18 protein-coding genes are annotated in these 23,073 nt (G+C 50.1%); 15 read left to right on the top strand and 3 right to left on the bottom strand.

Annotation, left to right across the window (positions count from 1 at the left end; genetic code table 11):
• The first annotated feature begins 31 nt into the window (after positions 1-31).
• From J2X61_RS02500 to J2X61_RS02455, 10 genes are all read left to right on the top strand, one after another.
• On the top strand, positions 32-856 hold the full coding sequence (locus tag J2X61_RS02500; protein WP_310185614.1) for an endonuclease/exonuclease/phosphatase family protein: 825 nt from the start codon (positions 32-34) through the stop codon (positions 854-856).
• 63 nt (positions 857-919) lie between these two features.
• Positions 920-1,549, top strand: coding sequence for a 5-formyltetrahydrofolate cyclo-ligase (locus J2X61_RS02495; protein ID WP_310185611.1), 630 nt, complete (start codon positions 920-922; stop codon positions 1,547-1,549).
• A gap of 4 nt (positions 1,550-1,553) precedes the next feature.
• Positions 1,554-2,048 (top strand): cyclic pyranopterin monophosphate synthase MoaC, encoded by a 495-nt coding sequence (gene moaC, locus J2X61_RS02490; protein ID WP_310185609.1) that lies wholly within the window; start codon positions 1,554-1,556, stop codon positions 2,046-2,048.
• A 76-nt stretch (positions 2,049-2,124) separates the two neighbouring features.
• Positions 2,125-2,616: a molybdopterin adenylyltransferase gene (mog, locus tag J2X61_RS02485; RefSeq protein ID WP_274466956.1), complete on the top strand. Its 492-nt coding sequence runs from the start codon at positions 2,125-2,127 to the stop codon at positions 2,614-2,616.
• A 20-nt stretch (positions 2,617-2,636) separates the two neighbouring features.
• The gene (locus J2X61_RS02480) at positions 2,637-3,632 is read left to right on the top strand and encodes a molybdopterin-binding protein (protein ID WP_310185692.1); all 996 of its coding nucleotides are present in this window, start codon (positions 2,637-2,639) and stop codon (positions 3,630-3,632) included.
• Between the two features lie 63 nt (positions 3,633-3,695).
• Positions 3,696-4,208, top strand: coding sequence for a twin-arginine translocase TatA/TatE family subunit (locus J2X61_RS02475; protein ID WP_310185606.1), 513 nt, complete (start codon positions 3,696-3,698; stop codon positions 4,206-4,208).
• An 81-nt stretch (positions 4,209-4,289) separates the two neighbouring features.
• Positions 4,290-5,048, top strand: coding sequence for a twin-arginine translocase subunit TatC (tatC, locus tag J2X61_RS02470; RefSeq protein ID WP_274466954.1), 759 nt, complete (start codon positions 4,290-4,292; stop codon positions 5,046-5,048).
• A 233-nt stretch (positions 5,049-5,281) separates the two neighbouring features.
• Entirely contained in the window at positions 5,282-5,563 is a 282-nt protein-coding gene (groES, locus tag J2X61_RS02465; protein ID WP_028553854.1) for a co-chaperone GroES, read from the top strand.
• A gap of 106 nt (positions 5,564-5,669) precedes the next feature.
• A complete protein-coding gene (groL, locus tag J2X61_RS02460) occupies positions 5,670-7,298 on the top strand; it encodes a chaperonin GroEL (protein ID WP_274466953.1) in 1,629 nt (542 codons plus the stop codon).
• A gap of 187 nt (positions 7,299-7,485) precedes the next feature.
• The gene (locus J2X61_RS02455) at positions 7,486-7,650 is read left to right on the top strand and encodes a hypothetical protein (protein ID WP_310185598.1); all 165 of its coding nucleotides are present in this window, start codon (positions 7,486-7,488) and stop codon (positions 7,648-7,650) included.
• A gap of 101 nt (positions 7,651-7,751) precedes the next feature.
• Here J2X61_RS02455 and J2X61_RS02450 read toward each other — a convergent pair whose 3' ends face one another.
• Both J2X61_RS02450 and J2X61_RS02445 read right to left on the bottom strand, forming a co-directional pair.
• Complete coding sequence (locus J2X61_RS02450; RefSeq protein ID WP_274466952.1) at positions 7,752-8,111, bottom strand: hypothetical protein; 360 nt, start codon at positions 8,109-8,111, stop codon at positions 7,752-7,754.
• 760 nt (positions 8,112-8,871) lie between these two features.
• On the bottom strand, positions 8,872-13,101 hold the full coding sequence (locus J2X61_RS02445) for a GGDEF domain-containing protein (protein WP_310185596.1): 4,230 nt from the start codon (positions 13,099-13,101) through the stop codon (positions 8,872-8,874).
• 342 nt (positions 13,102-13,443) lie between these two features.
• Between J2X61_RS02445 and J2X61_RS02440 the strand changes: the two genes are divergently transcribed.
• The 3 genes from J2X61_RS02440 (at position 13,444) to J2X61_RS02430 (ending at position 18,199) form a co-directional block, all read left to right on the top strand.
• Positions 13,444-13,632, top strand: coding sequence for a hypothetical protein (locus J2X61_RS02440; RefSeq protein ID WP_310185593.1), 189 nt, complete (start codon positions 13,444-13,446; stop codon positions 13,630-13,632).
• Between the two features lie 131 nt (positions 13,633-13,763).
• A complete protein-coding gene (locus J2X61_RS02435) occupies positions 13,764-15,029 on the top strand; it encodes a hypothetical protein (protein ID WP_310185590.1) in 1,266 nt (421 codons plus the stop codon).
• Positions 15,026-18,199, top strand: a complete 3,174-nt coding sequence (locus J2X61_RS02430) for a DEAD/DEAH box helicase (RefSeq protein ID WP_310185588.1) — start codon at positions 15,026-15,028, stop codon at positions 18,197-18,199. The genes J2X61_RS02435 and J2X61_RS02430 overlap by 4 nt, the downstream gene beginning before the upstream one ends.
• 66 nt (positions 18,200-18,265) lie before the next feature.
• Here J2X61_RS02430 and J2X61_RS02425 read toward each other — a convergent pair whose 3' ends face one another.
• Positions 18,266-20,779 (bottom strand): O-antigen ligase family protein, encoded by a 2,514-nt coding sequence (locus J2X61_RS02425; RefSeq protein WP_310185586.1) that lies wholly within the window; start codon positions 20,777-20,779, stop codon positions 18,266-18,268.
• A 311-nt stretch (positions 20,780-21,090) separates the two neighbouring features.
• Here J2X61_RS02425 and J2X61_RS02420 point away from each other — a divergent pair, with 311 nt between their 5' ends.
• Together J2X61_RS02420 and J2X61_RS02415 are read left to right on the top strand one after the other, a co-directional pair.
• Positions 21,091-21,879: an ABC transporter permease gene (locus J2X61_RS02420; RefSeq protein WP_310185584.1), complete on the top strand. Its 789-nt coding sequence runs from the start codon at positions 21,091-21,093 to the stop codon at positions 21,877-21,879.
• Positions 21,869-23,071, top strand: coding sequence for an ABC transporter ATP-binding protein (locus J2X61_RS02415; protein ID WP_310185583.1), 1,203 nt, complete (start codon positions 21,869-21,871; stop codon positions 23,069-23,071). The genes J2X61_RS02420 and J2X61_RS02415 overlap by 11 nt, the downstream gene beginning before the upstream one ends.
• The last annotated feature ends 2 nt before the right edge of the window (positions 23,072-23,073 follow it).

Here is a 23,073-nt window from a genome sequence, read left to right as displayed (position 1 = left end):
TAATTTTGCATAGATGTTGGGGGGATGGGGAATGGCGGTTTCCAGGACGCGGCTTGCCAGATTTGCCGGTTTGTTCGTTCTTTTCTACATAATTAGTGCGCCGAATGCAGACATCGGACGAGGCTATTCTTCTGCGCTGAGTAAGCCGGCTGCTCTAGCCCAGGCCTCTTCTCTCACAATTATGACATTTAATATGCGCCACGGCCAGGGGATGGATGATAAAGTCGAATTAAGTCGAATTGCGGATCTTATCCGCGAATCCCGCGCCGACGTCATCGCCCTGCAGGAAGTTGACCGATTCCGGCTGCGCAGCGGGTTCGTGGACCAGGCCGAGGAGCTTGCGAAGATGCTGGGGATGGATATGCGCTTTGCTCCAAGTCTAACCTACACCGTTGGGCAATATGGCAATGCCATTCTGAGCCGTTATCCGATTCTGGACAGCTCCTGGACGCTGCTTCCGGGCAGCAAGGAAAGGCGAAGCCTGCTCACGGCAACGGTTAAGATCGGTTCGGAGGAGGTTCATGTCGCGACGACCCATCTGGGTCTTTCGCAAGAGGACCGGAAGCTCCAGCTTTCCCGAATTGCGGACGTGTTAACCTCCACGGAAGGTTTGCTTGTCGTCGCCGGCGATTTTAATATGGAAGAGGATGCTTTTCCGCTAAAAATGAACAGAATAAACATAATGAGCGTTCCGCTCGGCCAAACGGAGCACGGCACTTTCGCAGACGGTGCAACGATCGATTACATTTTCACCAATCTGCCGAATGCCGGTTCCGCATGGACGATTCGGACGAATGTCTCGGATCATGATCCGGTCATTGCGCGCGTCGAACTGGGGTCCGCAGCGCGAGTATAGTTTTTTTCCTTGTTTATGTTAAAATGGGGGAAACACTCTTCGTTAGGAAGGGCTGAGCCTGTTATGAATATTCGTGAAAGAAAAATTGAATTGCGTAAGGACATGGAACAAATCCGCTCCTCGATTACGCCCGAAGAACGGGAAGAGAAGCAGCTTCGCATACATGAACGAATGACCAAGCTTTGTACCGAGAGGCTTCTGGGGGCTCGGCATGAAGAGGCGTCCGTTCCTTCAACGATTATGACTTATATGCCATTTCGGTCCGAGCCTGACGTTGCCCCGCTCATGGAATGGTGCTGGCAGCAGGGAATTCGTGTGCTTGTGCCGAAGGTTGTAGTAGATACGAAGACAATGAATTTGCATATCATCCATACTTACGATGATTTGGAAAGCGGAGCTTGGGGAATCCGAGAGCCGCGCAGCGATGTTCCTGTAGAGGATGACCTGTCCACGATTTCCATGATTGTGGTGCCGGGTCTAGCCTTCGATATGGACTTCGGCAGACTGGGCTATGGCGGCGGCTTTTACGACAGGTTCATGCAGCTGTTCGCTGCGCGCGGGTTGAAGCGTCCTTTCGCGGTCGCGGCAGCCTTCGACAAGCAGCTGATTCCCGCGGTTCCTTCTTCCTGGCATGATTTCCGGGTTGACGGCATTGTCACGGAGAGTAAAATGGTGTTCAAATCCCAATCCTGAAGAGGTGAAACAGTTGCCGGATTCTCCATTAACGCATTTTAACGACCAGGGACGAGCCCGCATGGTTGATATTTCCGATAAAGCGGAAACGAAGCGCACGGCGACGGCCCGCTCTACCCTAGTCATGCAAAGCGAGACGCTTGCCTTGATTAAGCTGGGTAAAATGAAAAAAGGCGACGTGCTGGCCGTCGCGCAGGTGGCCGGTATCATGGCTGCCAAGAACACGTCAGACTGGATCCCGATGTGCCATCCTATTGCACTATCGGGCGTCGATATTCAGTTTGCCGATAATGGCAACAATGAACTCTACATAGAAGCTACTGTGCGTACGACGGGGCCTACAGGCGTGGAGATGGAAGCCCTGACGGCGGTATCCGCGGCAGCGCTGACCGTCTATGACATGTGCAAAGCCGCCGAGAAGGGCATGATCATCTCTTCCACGATGCTGGTTACCAAAACAGGCGGCAAAAACGGGGATTTTCACCGAAACGAAGCTTGACGGTTTGATAGCGTCGGGCGATGCTTAAGAGGTAAGGGGTTATCTCATTCAGTTAACAAGGGAGAGGTGACGAAGGATGCACTGGAAAGTTGGGATTTTGACAGCCAGTGACCGCGGTTACCGAGGAGAACGAGAAGACACTAGCGCTCAGGTAATCCGCGAGCTCATTGAAGAGGAAATTCAAGGTGAGATCATCGAGTACCGGGTGGTTCCGGACGAGATGGACGAAATTATGGCTTCATTAATCGAAATGACGGATTATTATCAGGCCGATCTGATTCTGACGACGGGCGGTACGGGGCTCGCTCCCCGGGATGTGACGCCGGAGGCGACGCTGAACGTGATCGACCGGGTTGCACCTGGCTTTGCGGAAGCGATGCGCATGATCTCGATGCAGAAGACGAAGAAAGCGATGCTCTCCAGAGCGGTATCCGGCATTCGCGGCCGCACCCTGATCATTAATTTGCCGGGCAGCCCGAAAGGCGTGCAGGAGAATCTGATGGCGATTATCGATCAGCTTCCTCATGCGCTGGGCATTCTGACAGGCAAAGAAGGTGACCATGGGTGAGTGAGAGCAAAGTCGGTTCCATGCTGCGCGAAGTCAAGGTGGAAGAGGCGATCGGCATGATTCTGCCACACGATCTGACGCAGATTCTGCCCGGCGAATTCAAGGGACGCTTGTTTCGCAAAGGGCATCAAGTGACGGAGGCGGATATTCCGGCGCTGCTCAGCATCGGCAAAGAGCATATCTACGCAATGGAGCTTCAGCCCGGCTATCTCCATGAGGATGAGGCGGCGCTGCGCATGGCCAAGGCGGTCGCGGGCGACGAGCTGATGCTCACCGAGCCGCATGAGGGCAAAGTGAACGTGAAATCGCCGATTCACGGCTTGGTCCACATCGATAAGACGTTCGTCGACAGCGTGAACGCCATCGATGAGGTCGTGATGTCCACGATTCGGACGAACACGGTGGTGAAGGAAGGCGCTTCGCTCATCGGGACGCGGGTGATCCCGCTTATAGTGGACGAAGCGAAGGTGCTGGAGGTGGAGCGGATCGCCGCCGCTCGCCGGGCCGAGGGCTTCACCCTGCTGGCGGTGAAGCCGTTTCGCAAGCTGCGCGTAGGCGTCGTGACGACGGGCAGCGAGGTGTACAAGGGCCGAATCAAGGACAAGTTCGGCCCTGTCGTCAAGGAGAAGGTCGCGCAGCTCGGCTCCGAGGTGGTGGACCAACGCTTCGCGCTGGACGACAGCGAAGCGATTGTAGGCGAGATCCGCGCGCTGCTGGCGCAGAACGTGGATCTGGTCCTGGTCACGGGCGGCATGTCCGTGGACCCGGACGACCGCACGCCGGGCGCGATCAAGATGGCCGGCGCCCGGGTGGTCAGCTACGGCACGCCGATGCTGCCGGGTTCGATGCTGATGATCGCCTATCTGGGCGATGTGCCGATTATGGGCTTGCCGGGGTGTGTCATGCATGACCCGTACACGTCCTTCGATGTGCTGCTGCCGCGCATATGCGCAGGTGACACGATTGTGCGCAGCGACATTACGGAGATGGGGTATGGCGGGTTTTATCAGTGTTAGAGAATTGTGGGATATAACCTGCAGTAGCTGCAGGTTATATGGATATTGCCATACTTGATGGAGATGAAAGACATGTTCCAGAATATCGGGTTCACCGAAATATTATTAATTGCAATTATTGCGCTTGTTTTATTCGGGCCGCAGAAGCTTCCCGAGATTGGCCGCGTGCTTGGACGCACGCTGCGGGATTTCAAGAAGGCGACGAGCGAGCTGATGAACGATGAGCCGCGGAAAGCGCCTGCGCCGGTGATTGAGCAGGCGCCGAGCGCTGCTGTAACGGCACAAGCTGCTGTGTCTGCGCCAGTACCTGTGCAGCCGGAAGCCCAGCCGTCTGTGGAGGCGGAGCCGGCACAGGCCGAAGCGAAGCCTGCGGTGACCTTCGTGTCGAGCGCGCCACAGGCTGCCAAGGCAGAGCCGGACAGCGAGACGGTAACCGGAGCTGCGGCCGTCAGGCCTGCGGTGACGTTCGCTTCGAATGCGCCGGAGCTGCCGGAAACCGAAGCGGCGCCGGTCTCTGCTCCAGCGGCTGCGCCATCAGCTGCGAAGTCGGCACAGTCACGGCGTCTGCCGGACTAGCCGTTTCTTTTTTTAGCATATCAAGAAGAGTAGCTCAGCCTTCCGACAAAGTCTGCGCTACGGGAATCAGGTTGGTGAAATATGTCAGCAAACGATGAAATGTCGCTCGTGGAGCACTTGAGCGAGCTCCGCAGACGGATCATATGGATTTTGGCCGTGCTCGTTATCGGGATGGTAGCGGGACTGGTTTCAGCCAAGCCGATCATCCGGTATCTCAAAAATATTCCGCCGGCCGATACGATCGGATGGAATGTTTTCTCCCCTTGGGACGCTTTACGCTTATATATGAATTTTGGACTGGCCGTAGGGATTTTGATCACGCTGCCGGTCATTCTCTATCATATATGGGCTTTCGTGAAGCCGGGACTCCGGGAAGCGGAGCAAAGAGCTTCGATTATTTATATTCCTTATGCGTTTCTGCTGTTTCTGGCCGGATTATCGTTCGGGTACTGGGTCGTTTTTCCGATGGCCTTTTATTTTACGTCCTCCATCAGCCACAGTCTGGAAATTACAGAGATGTATGGGGCGGCGCAGTATTTTACGTTCATGTTCAATATTCTCATACCGCTGTCGATAGTGTTTGAGATGCCGATCGTGGTGATGTTTTTGACGAAAATCAGGCTGCTGAACCCCGCTCGTCTGCACAAGTTCAGAAGATATGCGTATATGCTGCTTGTCATTTTGTCTACCGTTATCACGCCGCCGGATGCGATTTCGGCTATTCTCGTGGCCGTGCCGCTTATCATTTTGTATGAATTCAGCGTCTGGATGTCGCGCATTATTTACAGCAAACAGCTGGTGCAGGATGCCGCTTGGGAGCGGGAATTCGGCGCCAAATAAAAGAACAGTCTGCTCATGACGTGCAGGCTGTTTTCTTTTGAGGGCAGGGAATATTTGTTTATCATTTGGGTAGAATGAGGGGGGTGCTCGAAAGTACGAAAATTGTGTAAAAGGACTTGCAAATTACTCCCAGAATGAGTATCATAAGAATTGTTGTTAGCACTAAACACATTCGAGTGCTAATAACCCCTGAAAAACACCATTTCCAATTTTCTAAAGGAGGCTATTTTTCCATGATCAGACCGTTAGGTGATCGAGTTATCATTGAAGCCGTTGCGAAAGAGGAGACTACAGCAAGTGGCATCGTGCTGCCAGATACAGCGAAAGAAAAACCGCAAGAAGGTAAAGTTGTAGCCGTTGGCGCTGGCGCGTTGAAAGATGGCGTTCGTGTTCCGCTTGAAGTAAGCGAAGGCGACCGTATCATTTTCTCCAAATACGCAGGAACTGAAGTGAAATACGAAGGCCGCGAACTGTTGATCTTGCGCGAAAGCGACATTCTCGCTGTATTAGCCTAATTTAGCAGGATATAGATCGAATAGATCGGCAACACGACGGTTTACTTAGGTTTTCCGTTTTACTACTTACTATGTACCGTTTTTAATAAGAGGAGGTTTCCTAATCATGGCAAAAGATATTAAGTTCAGTGAAGACGCACGCCGCGCGATGCTTCGCGGGGTAGACGCTTTGGCGAATGCCGTTAAAGTAACTTTGGGTCCTAAAGGCCGTAACGTTGTTCTTGAGAAAAAATTCGGCAGCCCGCTGATCACGAATGACGGTGTGACAATCGCGAAAGAAATCGAGCTGGAAGATGCTTTCGAAAACATGGGCGCTCAACTTGTTAAAGAAGTAGCTACCAAAACGAACGATGTTGCCGGTGACGGTACAACAACTGCAACGGTTCTTGCACAAGCGATGATCCGTGAAGGTCTGAAAAACGTAACGGCTGGCGCTAACCCAATGGTTATCCGCAAAGGTATCGAGAAAGCTGTTAAAGCAGCTGTGGAAGAGCTTCAATCCATCGCGAAGCCGATCGAAGGCAAACAATCCATCGCACAAGTTGCAGCTATCTCCGCTGCTGACGAAGAAGTAGGCGAACTGATTGCTGAAGCTATGGAGAAGGTAGGCAAAGACGGTGTTATCACAGTTGAAGAGTCCAAAGGCTTCTTGACTGAGCTTGAAGTCGTAGAAGGTATGCAATTCGACCGTGGTTACACATCCCCATACATGATCACTGATACGGATAAAATGGAAGCTGTCCTTGACAACCCATACATCCTGATCACTGACAAAAAGATCTCCAACATCCAAGAAATCTTGCCTGTTCTGGAGAAAGTCGTTCAATCCGGTAAACAACTTCTGATCATTGCTGAAGATGTTGAAGGTGAAGCACAAGCAACGCTTGTTGTGAACAGACTTCGTGGAACATTCACTTGCGTAGCGGTTAAAGCTCCTGGCTTCGGCGACCGTCGTAAAGCTATGCTGGGCGATATCGCTGCCCTGACTGGCGGACAAGTGATTACAGAAGAGCTTGGATTGGATCTGAAATCCACGCGTCCTGAGCAATTGGGTAGCGCGCGTCAAATCCGCGTAACCAAAGAGAACACAATCATCGTTGACGGTGCCGGCGACGCGAAAGATATCGCTGCACGCGTTACACAAATTCGTTCCCAACTGGAAGAAACAACTTCCGATTTCGATAAAGAGAAACTGCAAGAGCGTTTGGCTAAGCTTTCCGGCGGCGTAGCGGTTATCAAAGTCGGCGCAGCTACAGAAACTGAGCTGAAAGAGCGCAAGCTTCGCATCGAAGACGCTCTGAATGCAACTCGCGCAGCGGTTGAAGAAGGTATCGTATCCGGTGGTGGTACTGCCCTTGTGAACGTCTACAACGCAGTAGCGAAAGTGGCTGCAACTGGCGACGAGCAAACAGGTGTGAACATCGTTCTTCGTTCCCTGGAAGAGCCGGTTCGTACGATCGCAGCTAACGCTGGTCAAGAAGGCTCCGTTATCGTTGAGCGCTTGAAAAACGAGCAAGTTGGCATTGGTTACAACGCAGCATCCGGCCAATGGGTGAACATGTTCGAAGCAGGTATCGTTGACCCTGCGAAAGTTACGCGTTCCGCTCTTCAAAACGCAGCTTCCGTTGCGGCTATGTTCTTGACAACTGAAGCGGTTATCGCTGATAAGCCTGAGAAAGACAAACCAAGCATGCCTGATATGGGCGGCATGGGCGGTATGGGCGGCATGATGTAAGAGGTTTGAAAAAAACCTTATAAATGCAGGAATGACGGGCTCCTTCGGGAGCCCGTTATTATTTTAAAAATCACATTTCTTGCAATTTAGATAGCACTGAAAATACCAGCCCCAACAGGGCTTTTATTTCTAAATAAAATACGAACATATATTCTATTATTAATACCGGCGAATTAGGAGAAACAGCATGGATTTTACCCATTGCAAACCTACAGATTTAGAAAAGTGGATTACGGAAACATATCAGTCGATCGGCATTCAAGATAACATGTCTCAAGCCTTCCTGGCGTTGCAGGAAATACAAGCGGCACAATTTAGTGTGAAAATGGAGCTTTCGCGGATAGTCGAGTGAAAAGAACAATATCAAAAATGAGAAAAATCCGAACATGGGATATCCCAACGTCCGGATTTTTGCTTCCGTTCCTTGCTTACATTTTCCTGCTTACTCATTGATTAATGAAGATGTTTCATGTCCTTTTCGGTCATAGTCAAGCCTGGAAGCGTAGAAGCGCTTGCATTGATCGCAAAGGTATTTGCTGTCACATTTAAGTGAGCCGGAAGAATAAGACGAATTTCATAATGAAATTGTGCTAAAGCTTGGCTAAAAGACATGAACGTATTAGGCAGCATAGTTAGAGACTGGTTGAAGAGAATAACCGGCGAACCCGTATTCCAATCAATAACTAAAATTGTCACATTAGCACTTCTATGAGCTTCTAGGTTTACAACTTCAATATGTGCTGCTGTTTGACCAACGACTGTGTTTAAGACACCAGTCGTTAACATTTTCGGATGGCTTAAAGGATGTGGCATTTGAATCCCCCCTCTCATTCGCTTATTTGAACCAATCGCTAGGTTCATAGAATAATATATTCTAGTAAAACAAATTTGGAAAAGACAAACAAACACTATCATCAGTGGAAAAATATGAAATTTTTAGGGGGTCTTAAGCGCGGGGGCTAATAGTCAGATAATGTTCTTGTCATCCGACATCAACTGACAAATGTCTGATGACAAGAACTTGAGGACATTCCCTTATTATCCTTCACCATTTCAATAAGGTGGATGTAGACCGTTTAAATGAGATGGTTCAGCGTCATAAAAATGGAAAAGGCGACGATCTGTTGCTCATCCCACCGATTATCGACGGTGGTTACTAAATACTTGATGTGCAATCAAACGGCAGGGAGGAGGTTACCTATATCGTTCGAATACGATAACTTATTGAATCTCTAATAAAATAATCACAAAAAAATCACGGAAGCTCCGTTTTAATATGAATTAATATGGACAATCGAATTCGTAATCTAGGTATTTTCCTTTAAAGTAATAAGGAAATGAAGCCATACGTTCGACTATAAACCCAGCTGTTAAATGGGCGGCATCATCATGCAGCTCGAAAAGGCCTCTCGAATTCTAAGGAATCCGGGAGGCCTTTTTTTGCTTGTGTCATGCCGTCGGATGAAAGGATCCGAACCGGCTATGGGACTTTGTCTTGTGTAATAGCGTCAGCCCCAATGCTAACGGACTCAGCCGCCGTTATTTTAGGTTATTGGCCATTGTTCAAAATCCCCTAATCTAACTCCCAAGCCGCCACGACCTTGTTCTTCCCCGTCCGCTTCGCCATAATCTCGGCCGAATCGGCCTGCTCGATGAGCTTCTCGACGGAGCAAGGCCGGCACAGCTCCAGGGAGGAGACGCCGATGCTGACGGTGATCTTGTAAGGCCGCCCATAGGCGAACTCCTTCTCGATCTCCTCCCGCAGCTGATGGGCGATGCGCAGAGCTTCCTTGCCGTCTGTCTTCGGCAGAATGAGAATGAGCTCCTCGCCGCCATAACGGCCGGCGATGTCGCTCTTCCGCAAATTAAAGCGGAAGATGTCGGCGATTTCCCGCAGGACGCGGTCGCCCTCGGGATGACCGAATTCGTTGACCTTACGGAAGTTGTCGACGTCGATCATGATCACCGACAGATCGAGTCCGTAGCGGCCGGACAGCGCGAATTCTTCCCGCAGCTTGTCCATGTAATAGCCTCGCAAATAGAAGCCTGTCAAGTTATCGATGACCATTTCCCGATGCAGGAGCACGTTGATGATGTGCGGCTTGATGAACGACAGGAAATGCTCCATATGCTGCTGCTTCGTGCGGGTCATGCCATCGACATGCACCTTCAAGGTGATCTCTTGATCGCCGCGCTGGAACAGCGTGAAGGCGAGCGCACTGCTCTCTTCGCCTCGGGAGGCGTAGGGTGTCAATTCGTCATGATCCCGCAGCCCGGAGGCCGTGACGAAAACCTTCTGTTTATAATGCAGCAGCTTGTAGGTGATGGCGAGTTGGAGGACCGGGAAATAATCGAACAGCGCTTTCGTCAGCCGCTGCATGGTAGTCGCCAAATCCAACGTTTCCGTCACCTGCTCGCTGAGCTCAATGATGATTTGCAGATCCAGAGACAGGAGCAGCCATTGTTCGCGTTCGGCGGCCATCTTTCGAACGTAGTCGTCTTCTAGGATATATGATGATGCCGGCTCGTAGGCAGGCTTGATAGCCATCTCGATACAAGCCTTCAAGTAAGGCTGCCAAGCTTCCTTTTTAATAATCTGATAGCCGTTCAGGGCTCTTCGCAAGTACAGCAGCGCTTGCTGGATTTCCCCTTCGTACAGGGCTCTTTCCGCTGAAAGCCGATAGTAATCAGGCCAGAAAACATCATACGAGCAGCGCTTCAAATATTCTGCGAACTGTTCGAACGAATCGTTCAACCGTTCCGAACGAAGCTCAAGCTGCAGGGTCAGCAATTCCCGGTAAGCCCAGCCGGCATAGAGGCCGGAATTATTTCTCGCAATGAACTGTTCAAAAAGCTCGCAAGCGCTCCGTTTGTTTCTCAACTGGATCTGGCGCAGAGCCTCCAAGAATACGCCATGATTCTCGTTGTCGAGGTACTGGAGCTCTGGCACAGGCTGATGCAGGCGAAATGCGGCATAGCCTTGATAGAAATGAAGCAAAGCCGAGCCCGATTCCGTCATATGCTGCTCGAGCAGCTCCTCTTCCACCTGCCGGTACAGAGACCAGTCCTGCCACTCCAAAGCGTACAAGAGCTGAATGATTTGATAATTCTCGGCCAAATCTTTGCGCCTGAGTTCGTCGATCTGAAGGACCCGTTCTTGATGATACTGAAAACTGGCGATATCGCCTTGATTCAGCGTGAACTCCATTGCGTTCAGATGACCGACCTGCTCTTTGATCGTATAGCCCGACCTTTTGGCACCTTCAATGCCCCGATAGACGTACGTATTAATGAGCTTGTTATTGCTCTGATAAGAATAAACGTCGTAGAGCCGAAGCATCAGATCCGTATGCGGTGATGTGTCCAAGAGCGGCTCCAGCTTGGCGGCAATCGACAAGGCCCATTCTTCCGTTTCAGGGAAATGAATAAGCATATTAATCGTGTAATAGTACGTAATCTCTCCGAAATGACGCAGCGAGAGCCGGTGCCGATTCGGATAGATAACCTCCTTGTAGAAGAGGTGCAGCGCATGCATGTCCTCATCCTGCAGGGGAAAGCACAGGTTGCTCGTATTCAGCAGGAAGGCCGCCCGAACCCGATCCTCCAAAGGCTGATCTTCGTCAGCGATGAAAGGAAACAGCGTCTCGCGCAGGCGATGGACGTCTACTTTATTTTGAAGCGTCCGGATATAAATCCACCCGAATCTGTCGGATGTTCGGCCGGTTTGCTCGTAGACGGTGAGAGCAAGCTGTTCGGACAGCGCGAATTGGTTGAGCAGATGATAGATGCGGCTTAGCAGCCGGTCCAGGAAGATGAGATAGGGTCTTTCCAGCTTCTGATGCAAATATTTGATGCGTTCCAACAGCTCGACCTTCTGGCTGTAGGAGAGCAGGGAGCGAATTTGCTTGTAATATTGGAGCAGCAAATAGTATTCGACCTTATATTCCCCCGCCTGACTAGCGAGCGTTATGAGCTGAGGCAGCGCAAACGGGCGAAAGCCATGCATGTAAACGAGCGCCGTCCGGTAGTAAGATGCCAGCTGATCTTCCGCCAGCTGATCCAGCACCAAATGGGCGATGTCGTTTGCAATGAACAAGCTGTCATTGCGGCTGACATGGATCAAGCCTTGCGCCGCAAGCTTTGTGACCGACAGCAACATGGTGCCGACATCGACCCCATTGGCCGTGAACAGTGAAACCATGTTCACAGGCATGGGCAGACAGCTAAGCAGTCTGAGCAGCTCGAGCTCCTTGGTATCCAGCAGCGCGATGCGAGCCGCGAACAGCCGGCCCGGATTCAGTTCGTCGGCATGAAGCCGGAACTTGGCGGTTGGATGCCAGCCGTTGCGCGTCAGCTCCAAATAGCCGGCCCGGATCAGCTCCTCCAGAACGATTCGGCAGTGGCACACATTGATGTCGTGGGCTTGGAGCCAATCGGTCAGCTCGCGAACGAGCGCTGAATCAGCCCGGCCGAGCTGCGAGGAGAGCATCCGCTCATAAATCGCCGGATCGCAGTGACGGATCTCCAGCACTTGGGACGTTACGCTAGCGAAATGGACGGGCATCCGGCTGCCGCTAAAAATGAAATGTAAACATTTCATCTCATGACCGTGCTCCCGCCAGAAGTTCAACAGGATGAGCTGCGAATCGGTATCGAAGCTTTCGCAATTCTCGAAGGTGAAGACAAAATTATGCACCGGGAAGAGCGGGATGATCGAGTTGAAAAATTGATGCAGCCATTCCGTCAGCAAATAGAGGATATCGTCCCCTTCATAGTGCTTTTTGAGCAGCTGATCGAATTTCCGGGCTAGATTGCGCAGCATCGTAATCGCTTCAGGCAGCGTATCGTAGGCTTTGTGCAGCGTTCTCGAGACAACCTCGCGCAGGGTGGAATACGGAAGCTCCTGGGAGACGATTTTGAAGAAAAAGCCTTCCTCTACGACCTCATTGATATATTGGGCGTATAAATCGAAACGAACAGCTTCATCCTCACAGATTAGACCTAAGAGACGGTCGTCCTGCGATTTCAGGAAAGCGCGAAAAAGCTCCTGCTGTTCCTGTGAAATTGGCGCAACGGCCGGATACAGCTCCTTCGCGAGCTGTAGGTCAGCCGGACGCCGTTCTGCAGACAAAGCCAGGGCGTCCTGTATAAGCTCTGCAATTTCGCTTGCAGACAGGAAGGTTTCCGGTTTGTCGCGCAACCGATCACATACAGGCCGCAGGGTGGAAGGAACGGCTTCACCGAAGAGCCATTTCATCATCCGATGGACGCATTCGAAATCGGCGACTTGCGAGAGAAGATATCTTCGCGCATAGCGCGGGAATAAGGTGTATGGATAGTCCGGCACCAGGTGATTAACGAACTCTATAGCTGAAGGAAACGGTTGCACATCCAGGAGGACAGCCCACGTTCTCGAATGAACAAAGCAGTGTTCCGGGAGCAGGAAGCCCAAGTAAAACTTGCCGGCATGTAAACCGGTAAGTGCGTTACACAGCGATAGGAGCAGCTTCCCTTTGGCTTCATCCGTCAGGGAATCCATCGTCAATTGCGATAGCGGGACGTATCCCTCCGGCAGCGCAGGAAGCTGAATTCGCAGATTCCCTTCGTACGAATCCCAGCTGAGCGGCCGGCGGAAATAGTTGCCTTGGGCGGCGTCCGTCCAGGCATGCAAGCGGTTTTCAATTTGTTTATAGTGAAAGTATTGCCACAGGTTATGGTGGATGCGCATTTCCGAATAGTCACAGGGTTGAGAGTAAGTTAGATGACGAGTATCCGAATAAGTGGTAGAAGTTGTATGATTCATCTTACTCTCTCTCCTTCAAATGTGTACAGTGTTCCGTATGGAAGATAATCCAAATCCCAATAAGTCCGATCCTCCAATTGTAACAAAAAAAATAGGTAAATGGCAGGCAGATAGTTGGAAATTCATGTTTGGTGCCTGGCTTATTGGCGCCTGTGTGGACAGATACCTGCTTGGCCCGTCTGAACCCGCCTAATTATTGGAAATATAGGCATTGGTACATTCCTAGGACTAGGGATAAACGTATACTAACACAAACCTAATGAGGAGTTGACTTTACGAATGGCTTATCAACCGAATCAACCAACAGGAAAACAATTCCAGTGCCCCCCAGCTGACCCGATAATGACAAGTCCGGAAAGAGTGGTTAGAGACTTCTATCACCCGCAAAAAGTGCAAGTTATCCATCCGATCCAAATCGTAAACAGACATCACTGTGTTCCTGTTTATGAGCATGTATACACATGTGAGGAAACGGATGAGTATTGCGGCACTCACCCGCATCCGCATCAAGGCATGCTGCGCGACAAATAATAGCTGCGGCCCTGGCCCCGGCAAGAATCGGCGACGATTCCTGCCGGTTTTTTCTTATCGGCCGGGAAGGAATGCCTTTGCCTTTTCCTGTATAATGGAGGGACAGGCAGATGTCGATGGAGGACCGTGGAATGTTGGAAATGGAGTATTTTGAGCACCGGGGCGGGATTAAGCTGCCGAAGCCGGCAGGAACGTGCGCGGACTGGATGGCTTATTTTGATAAACAGTATGGCAAGTCGAAGGTATATAACGCTTACAGCGTAGAAGAGCTTTATAATCGCGCCTGGAGGCAGCTGAATCAGTTGGCGGATGATTGGGAGCCGACGATTCGGGGGATTTATGATATTCTGGTCGCGCTTTACCTTAAGCAGCTGGTCGATGCCTTGGTTGATTCGAAGAGGGACAGCGGCAGCGGTGCTCCGGATTTCTTTTATCAGGCAGGGTACTATTTCGCCAAAATTGCGAAGCACGGTCAGGATCAGCTGACCTCTGTTCTTGAGAAAATCGATAACGGTAAGGCTCAGAGGGCGTACAGGGCGCGTTTGCAGGAGCTTGCGGCTTATGCGGCGGAACAGTTTGCCAAGGAGACCGTGGAGACCGTGTATCGTGACTGGTCTTGGTTCAAGATCCATAAGCTTCTCTGGTCCGGATTGCTTAACGAGAAAAGTCTGATTGCGGACGAGCTGGTTCGGCTGCGGCAAGCGGCGGCGAATTCGGGCCCCGGGCAGGCAAGGGATGCGGCGGTCAAGTCGCTGGCTCATTTTGATTTGATGGCTGGCGATGATGAGAACGCTTGGGACCGGATAGCAGCTATGCTGAAGGAGATCGATCCTAGGGATTGGTTGGGCTATATGGAGGATTATGTCCGGGAGCAGCAGTGGAATCGGTTGTTGAAGTGGCTGGAGTGGCTGAGACCTGTCATCCGCGATAAGGCGCAGGACTTCACGATGGCTTACCTTGATTTGTGGCAGGAAGCGGTGAATGACGTAGAGGTGGAGGGAGCTTTCAGAGAGGCGATGGTGAGTTTGCTGCCTTCCAGCTATGGGCACTATTCCCGGTTCCTGCTGGACAAAGAGGAGTACCGGGCATGGGCCGATCTGCATCTGCTGCTGGGGTATACGCCTGCTTCGATCGAGTCCGCCCAGTTAAAAAAAGTGGAGAAAGCGGATCCTCCTGTCCTTCTTCCGATCTATCACTATGCGGTGGAGATGTGGATGGGGGAGAAGACCCGGCTGGGCTATAAAGAAGCGGTTAAGCTTCTGAAAAAGCTGGAGGCTGTTTACAAAAAGCTGAGGATGGCGCCGCGCTTCGAAAGTTATCTGGCTGAGCTGGTGAAGAAAAGCTCGCGTTACCGGGCGTTTCAAGCCGAATTGCACAAAGGAGGTCTGCTGCGATGATCTCTTTGTCACAGATCCATATCCGGGTCGATAAGCTGCCCGGAAGGAGCTTCGTCTTCTTCGGTGAAACGGAGGAGGCGAACCAGGTGCACGGGACGGAGCTGCGAAAGCTGCTTTTTGCCTGGCATGAGCGGTCGTTCTATGGGACCGGGATCCAAGACGTTCAGGTCGGGTACCGGATAGGCTTGGAGCTTTCGCCGTATATGGCGTTGGATTACTTGGCAGCACCGGGTATTTTATTGCATGGGAAATTATCTTGGGATGAGGCTGCGCTGAGGCTGAAAAAGGGAGCGGCACTGTTCAAGGAGGCGCTGGCGTCCGGCTGGTACAAGCCGTCTTTCGAGCATTGGCTTCGTGGGAGTGCGGGCTGGAAGCCGCAGTTCCCGGGTGCGAAGCTGGGAGAGTTCGAAAGGCTTTGCGGCGGTTCGCTGGATGAATCGTTCTGGCTGGACTGGTTTAGCATTGCGGCATTGGAATTGGTTCGAGAAGAGCCTGAGTCGGCGATTGGCTTGGCTTGGCGGCGATTGGCGGAAAGCAGCCCGCTGGTGACCCAAGGGCCGTCTCCGAATGTGAACTGGATGCGGGAGGACGATTGGCTGCTGGCGATCGGCTGGAAGCAGGACGGTATGCCGTACAGGATTTGTGTGCAGCTGCTGGAGCCCTATGCCGAGACTTACGTGGACGGCACGACTTCGGCCCAAGATAATGGCGCCGATTGGCGGCTGCGATTCATTGCGCAGGACCGCAAGGATGCGAACCGGATCGTGGAGTTCAGCACGACGGGGAATTGTCTGGTGGGGAGAGTGCCTGAGGCTTGGCAGGATGGCATAGCCGCGAGAATACAAGAGCAGAGTCAAAGGATCCTGCGGATACTGCCGAGTCTGGAGAGCGAGTTTCAGAAGGGCAAAATCGTGGAGCAGCTGTCCGACGACGAGGCGTGGGAGTTCCTGACGGAGTCGAGCCTAGCGTTGGTGGCGGCAGGTATTTCCGTATTCCTTCCCTCCTGGTGGGGGGAGGTCAGCCGTGCCCGGCCGCAGCTGCGGGCCAAAGTGCGGAGCTCCGTCGGCGGTTCGCGCAGACCGATGTTCGGCATGGATCACATCGTCCAGTATGATTGGCGGATTGCCCTGGGCGGGGTGGTGCTGTCTCAAGAGGAGTTCTATGAAATCGCCCTTCAGAAGAAGCGGCTGACTTATATCCGCGGCAAATGGGTGCAGCTGCATCCAGCGGATTTTGAGAAGCTTAAAGCATTGATGATGAAAAAGGAGCGGCTGACGTTTCGGGATGTGTTGGATGCCCAATTAACGGAACCTCCTGTGACGGAGACGAAGCGTCTTCAAGCTTCCAGCTCCGGCCAAGGGGAAGGCGAAGGCGCGTTTAAGGCTCAGATTGAGCTGAATGCCTCCCTGCGAGCGCTGCTGAAGAAATTGAACCTGCGGAAATCCATTCCCCTCGTTGAGCGGATCGACGGCTTGGAAGCGAATCTGCGGCCTTATCAGACGGAAGGGGTGTCCTGGCTCCTTTTTCTACGTGAGATTGGTCTGGGCGGCTGTTTGGCCGATGATATGGGGCTTGGGAAGACGCTGCAATTTATTGCGTACTTGCTGGCGGTGAAGAATGAGAATATGTCCGTTAATCCAGCTGCAAACTTCAAAGGACATATGCGAGAGACTCCGTCCAGATCAGCGAGTATACCTCCTTCCCTGCTGATTTGTCCGACGTCCGTGCTTGGCAACTGGCAGAAAGAGCTTACCCGGTTCGCGCCATCTCTTAACATACATCTGCACTATGGGGCTCAGCGTGCCAAAGGGGATGCTTTCGAAGGCTCTATTGCCGGAGCGGATCTGGTGCTCAGCTCCTATAGCACGGCTCTGCTCGATGCAGAGGAGCTATCCGGCGTAACATGGAACGCTCTTTGTCTGGATGAGGCGCAAAATATCAAAAACGCCTACACCAAGCAGTCTCAAGCTATACGCGGACTGAAAGCCCGTCAACGCATTGCGATGACGGGGACCCCGCTTGAGAACCGGCTGACCGAGCTTTGGTCGATCTTTGACTTCATCAACCCTGGGTATCTTGGGACCTTGCGGCATTTCACTCATCACTATGTAGGGCCGATTGAGAAAAGCACCGATGGCGCGCCGGAAATTACGGCAAGGGTACAGCGGCTGATTCAGCCCTTCCTGCTGAGGCGCGTGAAGAAAGACCCGGCCATCCAGCTGGATTTGCCGGAGAAAATCGAGTCCAAGACGTATGTGAGCTTAACGCCTGAGCAGGCGGCACTGTACGAGAACGTCGTGCAGCGCATGATGGAGCGGATCGACAGCGTCTCCGTGATGGAGAAGAAGGGATTGATCCTGGCTTCGCTTATGAGGCTGAAGCAGATATGCGATCATCCTTCGTTGATTTTGAAGGATGATGGGGGTGTGGGCGCAGGTGCGGCAGCGGAGGCGAAGAGCGAGGCTGGAGGAGCGGAGGCAGCAGAGGCCGTGGTCGGATCCAGAGGAGCGAGTGGCGCAGAGGTGGCGAAGGCGGTCGGGCCCGGAGGAGCCAGGGCGGGAGCAAGGGCAAAGGCGGTCGAAGCCGGTGCCGGCGGCTCCGCGGCGGCCGGGCGCTCAGCGAAGCTGGAGCGCCTGCTGGAAATGATCGACGAACTCAGAAGCGATGGAGGCAGCTGCCTCATCTTCACGCAGTTCGTCGAGATGGGGCAGCTCCTGCAGCGCGTTATCGCGCAGGAGCGGGGCGAGCCCGTGCAGTTCTTGCACGGGGGCGTACCTGCGGCGAAGCGCGATGAGATGGTCGCGCGCTTCCAGGACGAGGCGCTCCCGGAGGGCGAGCGCTGCCGGATCTTCGTCCTCTCGCTGAAAGCGGGAGGGACGGGGTTGAACCTCACGGCGGCGAACCATGTGTTCCACTATGACCGTTGGTGGAACCCCGCCGTGGAGAACCAGGCGACGGACCGGGCATTCCGCATCGGTCAGTCGCGCGACGTGCAAGTGCACAAATTCATTGCACTTGGCACGCTCGAAGAGCGCATCGACGAAATGCTCGGGCGCAAGCAAGGCTTAAGCGACCACATCGTCGGCACGGGCGAGAGCTGGGTCACGGAGCTATCGACGGGCGAGCTGCGTGAGCTGTTTGCCTTGCGGCGCGAGTGGGTGGAGAAATAAAAGAAGAAGCGCCGCGATGATGCGACGCTTCTTCTTTTATTTCGTTGCCCGGCTTCGGTTAGGGCATTATTTTGGGAAATTCGTAGCCACAATGGCCTCGATGTTTTGCTTCTCGGCAGGATCTTTGGCAATCAGATTGTTAAGCAAAGCTTGGTCCTGTTTGCCATCCTTCTGCAGAGCGGCCAGATACCAGCGGATCAAACCGCGATTCGTTTGATCATCGAGATTATCTTTGATATGTGGTTGAATCGTAGCTGCAGCAGCGGCATAGTCTCCGCGCATGTAGTTGATTTGTCCGACGTACAGCGCCATATTCGGCGTGACCGCAAATTCACGGCCTTGGGCCTGTTCTTTAGGCAGATTTTTCAGTGATTCCACTCTGTCGAGCACTTGCTGATACGTGGCTAATGCGCTATCCAATCTTGACTTATACTCTTGGATATTGTTCTTGGCGCTTGCTTGGTTAGCCAGATCAATGTTCAAAGAAATACTTTTCTCATACATTTCCGTATACCAAGGATAGTTAGGAATCTGGGCGTTCGACCAGTCCAGCGCCTCTTGGTGCTTTCCTTTGATGAGATACATGTTAAGCTGCTGCATCGCCGCTATGCGGTTATGCGGTTCCTTCGCCAGAAGCTGGTTCAGAAGATCTTGGGCTTGAGTGAAAAACGGTTCTGCTTTCGCAGGATCTTCTTTCTGCATTTGATTATACACCTGAAGCAAAATGCCGATTCGGCTCACTTGCCCTGTCAACACATAGTCCGGATGAGCAGGATGCAGCGAAATGGCTTCGTCCAGAGGCTTCACAATCGTGTTGTAGTCCTGACTTGTTTTGATAACCTGCAACGTTTGTTTATAAGAGCTGTTAGCCGAAACGAGTTGAGCGGAGATGTAGAACATCACGATCGATAAGACGGCCAATAGGGCAGGGAATGATTTATGAACAGCCATAGATTCCGACTTCAAACGCAGCGGAGCTGAAGACGCATTACTCAGCATTCCACCAAGCGCAAGGAACAGAATAGCGCCTAAATACACATAGCTCAAATCAAAGTCAATCATACTGTGAATCAAGAGTGAAATCGTCACAATGAAGAACAGGAAGTGAAGATCCCTCGACTCCTTGTTACGGATATAGCTTCGAATGTAGTAAATGAAGACAGCAAGCACAAAACCGACAAAAATAAGGAACCCAAGCGCTCCGACCTCAACCAAATACTGCAGGAAGAAGTTGTGAGCTTGGCGGCTCGTATAAGGGTTATTCTGATATTTCTCATATAGGGAAGCCCATGCGCCACCGCCGGCACCGATTATTGGATAATCCGACCACAGCTTCACGGCATCTACATAAAACGTACCGCGCTCCAACACACTGTGCTGCTGGAAGTTAATATTTTCGATCCGTGTTTTCACGTTCTCAGGAAGAATATTTTTAAAGCCTGTATCGCTCAGGATAAGAATAGCTCCAATCACGCCTACGACAATCGCAGCGACCGGGAGAATGAAAGTAGCATACTTCTTAGCTTCCAGTCGAGCCGTAATGCGCTCCAACCACGGTGCAACGAACAATTGTATAACGATAGCTACCACTGTGAAAACTACAGAGGCAATCAGTAGAATTGACCAGCCGTGCCATGATTCTGAAGCACTAGGCTGCTTCTGTAAGCCGATCCCGATGTCTGTCACTTTTTGCAGAATGAGAAGAGACGTTATGAAAGCCAGTCCGAACTGAAGGAGAGCTAGAATCTGTCTGCTGATTGAGAAGAAGAACAGCATGATCAGGAAAATAACCGGAATCACCACAATCGCGCCGCGGGAGAGCGTTAGCCAGAATGAAACGAGCACCGGCACGATCAGGAACGCGTGTGGGAGTATCGATAACCATTTGCGAGACTTCACTATGTAAAATAGTGCAGCAAGCGACAACATGATGAGGAACGCCGCATACGTATTCGCATATTGGAACACGGAAGTTAATCGGTAACCGTTCGAGTCCACCATAACCGCATCACGGTACAAGGTTGGGTTCGTACCATCCATAAAAGCAAACCAACCAACGACGGTTCCGGCGAAATTGCCGTTGCCCAGCCAGTAGAAGAGTCCGAACACGACAATAAAATATCCCGAGATCATCAACAAACTGGCAACAATCGACGTTCCAAGCTTGTTTTTTGTCAGAAATACGCCTAAAATGAAGAAGGTTGCATACAGCATTTGGATGTACACCATATTGGTTGCCAAATAGTGCGAGGCGGCATTCGACAAAGAAATGACATAGGTAAGAGGTATGATGAGTACCAGAATCGTTAAAACATCTTTGTGCTCTTTAAGCTTAAAAACAAAGAAAGCTAAGATGGCAATCAGCAGCAGGATGATGGAGGACCATACTGAACCCGAGTAGATGGAGCGCTCGAAATCGAAAGTTCCCCCATTAAACAACGCCCGCTGAAACGGTGCCCAGAACATGAACAGGCCCGTAAATACAACCAAGATCCAAAAAATAACAGAGCTTTTCTCTGTCGTCATCGTTCCATTCGCTTTTGCACGTGATGCCGCGTAGGCATTTTTCCTTGCACTCATGAGAAAATAGTCTCCTTCTTCGCTAAAGTTCGACTTTATTTTAGCATAGATGGAAGGGAGTTTCCAAATGGAAATGTGTAAGGCGTTAAACTTCAAATCACATCTTGATCCTGCGTCAGAATTAGCTTTTCCTAAATAAAGTTTGTCGGCCGTTACTTGTATTAAAAAAACACTACTTTGAAATTTTCAATTTTATTGAATAAAAATAGAAGATGGTATCCAAATGGTTAATAAAATGACTTACTCGACTTTTTTGAATGCAGTAAACAAAGCTGATTTAATAACAAATATAAAAACAGGAGTTTTCTATTATGTTTAAGAACTTTTGGCATCATCGAGAATTAATAAAACAATTTACAGTAAGAGATGTTATTAGTAGATATAAAGGGTCTTATTTAGGGATATTTTGGTCCTTTCTGAACCCTCTATTAATGCTTACTGTGTATACCTTTGTATTCAGTGAAATTTTTAAATCAAAGTGGAATACCGGAAGTGGTAGTAAAATGGAGTTTGCACTAATTATCTTTGCAGGTTTGTCTGTATTTAGTATTTTTTCTGAAGTTACAACACGTTCACCTTCGTTAATTGTTAGTAATTCTAATTATGTGAAAAAAGTAGTGTTCCCTCTGGAGATATTACCGATCAGCATTTTAGGCTCCTCGATAATACATGCCATGATCAGTATATTTATACTGATCTCTGGTGTTTTTTTGTTTCTTGGTGAATTTCATTGGACTATAATATATTTTCCTATAGTAACCATACCTTTACTTCTCTATGCAACAGGGTTAGGATGGTTTCTTGCTGCTATCGGCGTCTATTTAAGAGATATAGGCCAAATTGTAGGAATTGCTGTCCAAGCTTTACAGATGTTAAGTCCTATATTTTATCCTGTTACAAGTATCCCTGATTATTTAAAGCCTTTTTATGCAATTAACCCGTTTACTTATATAGTTGAAGATATAAGAAATATTTTTATTTTTGGTATGCTTCCAAATTGGACGGGACTGGGATTTAATACATTGATTGGAATTGTAGTGCTTTTGATTGGTTATTATTGCTTTCAGAAACTGAGAGGGGGGTTTGCGGATGTTATCTGATATTGCAATTTCAGTGAAAAATATTTCTAAGTCATTTCGAATGTACCCCACTCCTCAGCACCGTCTTAAGCAATTCTTTGTAGGTTCTAGAAAACAATATTTCAAAGAGTTTCGGGCATTGAATAATGTCTCTTTTGATGTAAGAAAAGGCGAAACAATTGGAATAATTGGTAAAAATGGATCAGGGAAGAGTACAATTCTTCAAATTATAACAGGTACACTTAAACCAAGTAGTGGAGAAGTTAATCTTAATGGAAAAGTGTCTGCATTATTAGAACTAGGTAGTGGATTCAATCCAGAGTTTACTGGAAGAGAAAATGCAATTATGAATGGGGCGATCATGGGACTCTCACAAGCTGAAATGATTGAGAGAATGCCAATGATTGAAGATTTTGCTGAAATAGGGGAATTTATTGATCAACCGGTGAAAACTTATTCATCTGGGATGTTTGTTCGGTTAGCTTTTGCTTGTGCCGTGCATGTTAATCCGGATATACTGATTGTCGATGAAGCATTGGCAGTAGGTGATATGCGATTTCAGCTTAAATGCATTGATAAAATGAAGTCTTTTAAAAAAGAAGGTAAGACTATTCTTTTTGTCAGCCATGATTCTTATTCTGTACGAAATTTTTGTGACCAAGCAATTTGGATGATGGATGGCGAAATACATCTACGTGGTGATGTCAAGGCTGTAACTGAACAATATCAGGATTATATGAAATTCGAAAGCGTTAGAGAAGATGTACATCTGGAGCAAGGTACTTCCAATTCAGTAATATTAACTATTGATAAAGTGTGTTTTATTGATGAAGCAGGGTTAGAACAGAAGAGTTTTCGCTTTGGTGAGCGTGTGAATGTATCAGTAGAGTATACACTTCATACAGAAATGGCAGGTATAGTTGGTGGCATAGCACTTTATGATAAGCAAAGTAATTATATTTGTGGACTGAATACAAAGTTAGATTCCTATCAAATACCTAGTAATCCTGGGAATTATAAACTGGTGCTCTCATATGAACAAATGAATTTATTACCTGGTTCATACTATGTCGATATAGGTTTTTTTGAAAGCTCAGCTGTTGTTATTCTGGATTACAAATCCAGGTACGATTCATTTAGAATTGATTCTGGGGAATATTTTGCTGAAGGGATTGCATATTTACCACATCAATGGAAATGTGAGGGCTTGTAAGA

Source organism: Bacillus sp. 3255 (genome assembly GCF_031456485.1).
In the GTDB taxonomy this organism is placed as follows: Bacteria; Bacillota; Bacilli; order Paenibacillales; family NBRC-103111; genus Paenibacillus_E.
This window is presented reverse-complemented; position numbering and strand designations above follow the sequence as displayed.

Coding starts and splice junctions, on each gene's coding strand:
- J2X61_RS02495 (WP_310185611.1), top strand. CDS start 920: ATGAATATTCGTGAAAGAAAAATTGAATTGCGTAAGGACATGGAACAA.
- J2X61_RS02430 (WP_310185588.1), top strand. CDS start 15,026: ATGATCTCTTTGTCACAGATCCATATCCGGGTCGATAAGCTGCCCGGA.
- J2X61_RS02445 (WP_310185596.1), bottom strand. CDS start 13,101: ATGAATCATACAACTTCTACCACTTATTCGGATACTCGTCATCTAACT.
- J2X61_RS02435 (WP_310185590.1), top strand. CDS start 13,764: ATGTTGGAAATGGAGTATTTTGAGCACCGGGGCGGGATTAAGCTGCCG.
- groL (WP_274466953.1), top strand. CDS start 5,670: ATGGCAAAAGATATTAAGTTCAGTGAAGACGCACGCCGCGCGATGCTT.
- J2X61_RS02440 (WP_310185593.1), top strand. CDS start 13,444: ATGACAAGTCCGGAAAGAGTGGTTAGAGACTTCTATCACCCGCAAAAA.
- groES (WP_028553854.1), top strand. CDS start 5,282: ATGATCAGACCGTTAGGTGATCGAGTTATCATTGAAGCCGTTGCGAAA.
- J2X61_RS02500 (WP_310185614.1), top strand. CDS start 32: ATGGCGGTTTCCAGGACGCGGCTTGCCAGATTTGCCGGTTTGTTCGTT.
- J2X61_RS02475 (WP_310185606.1), top strand. CDS start 3,696: ATGAAAGACATGTTCCAGAATATCGGGTTCACCGAAATATTATTAATT.
- J2X61_RS02480 (WP_310185692.1), top strand. CDS start 2,637: ATGCTGCGCGAAGTCAAGGTGGAAGAGGCGATCGGCATGATTCTGCCA.
- J2X61_RS02450 (WP_274466952.1), bottom strand. CDS start 8,111: ATGCCACATCCTTTAAGCCATCCGAAAATGTTAACGACTGGTGTCTTA.
- J2X61_RS02415 (WP_310185583.1), top strand. CDS start 21,869: ATGTTATCTGATATTGCAATTTCAGTGAAAAATATTTCTAAGTCATTT.
- J2X61_RS02420 (WP_310185584.1), top strand. CDS start 21,091: ATGTTTAAGAACTTTTGGCATCATCGAGAATTAATAAAACAATTTACA.
- mog (WP_274466956.1), top strand. CDS start 2,125: ATGCACTGGAAAGTTGGGATTTTGACAGCCAGTGACCGCGGTTACCGA.
- tatC (WP_274466954.1), top strand. CDS start 4,290: ATGTCAGCAAACGATGAAATGTCGCTCGTGGAGCACTTGAGCGAGCTC.
- J2X61_RS02425 (WP_310185586.1), bottom strand. CDS start 20,779: ATGAGTGCAAGGAAAAATGCCTACGCGGCATCACGTGCAAAAGCGAAT.
- J2X61_RS02455 (WP_310185598.1), top strand. CDS start 7,486: ATGGATTTTACCCATTGCAAACCTACAGATTTAGAAAAGTGGATTACG.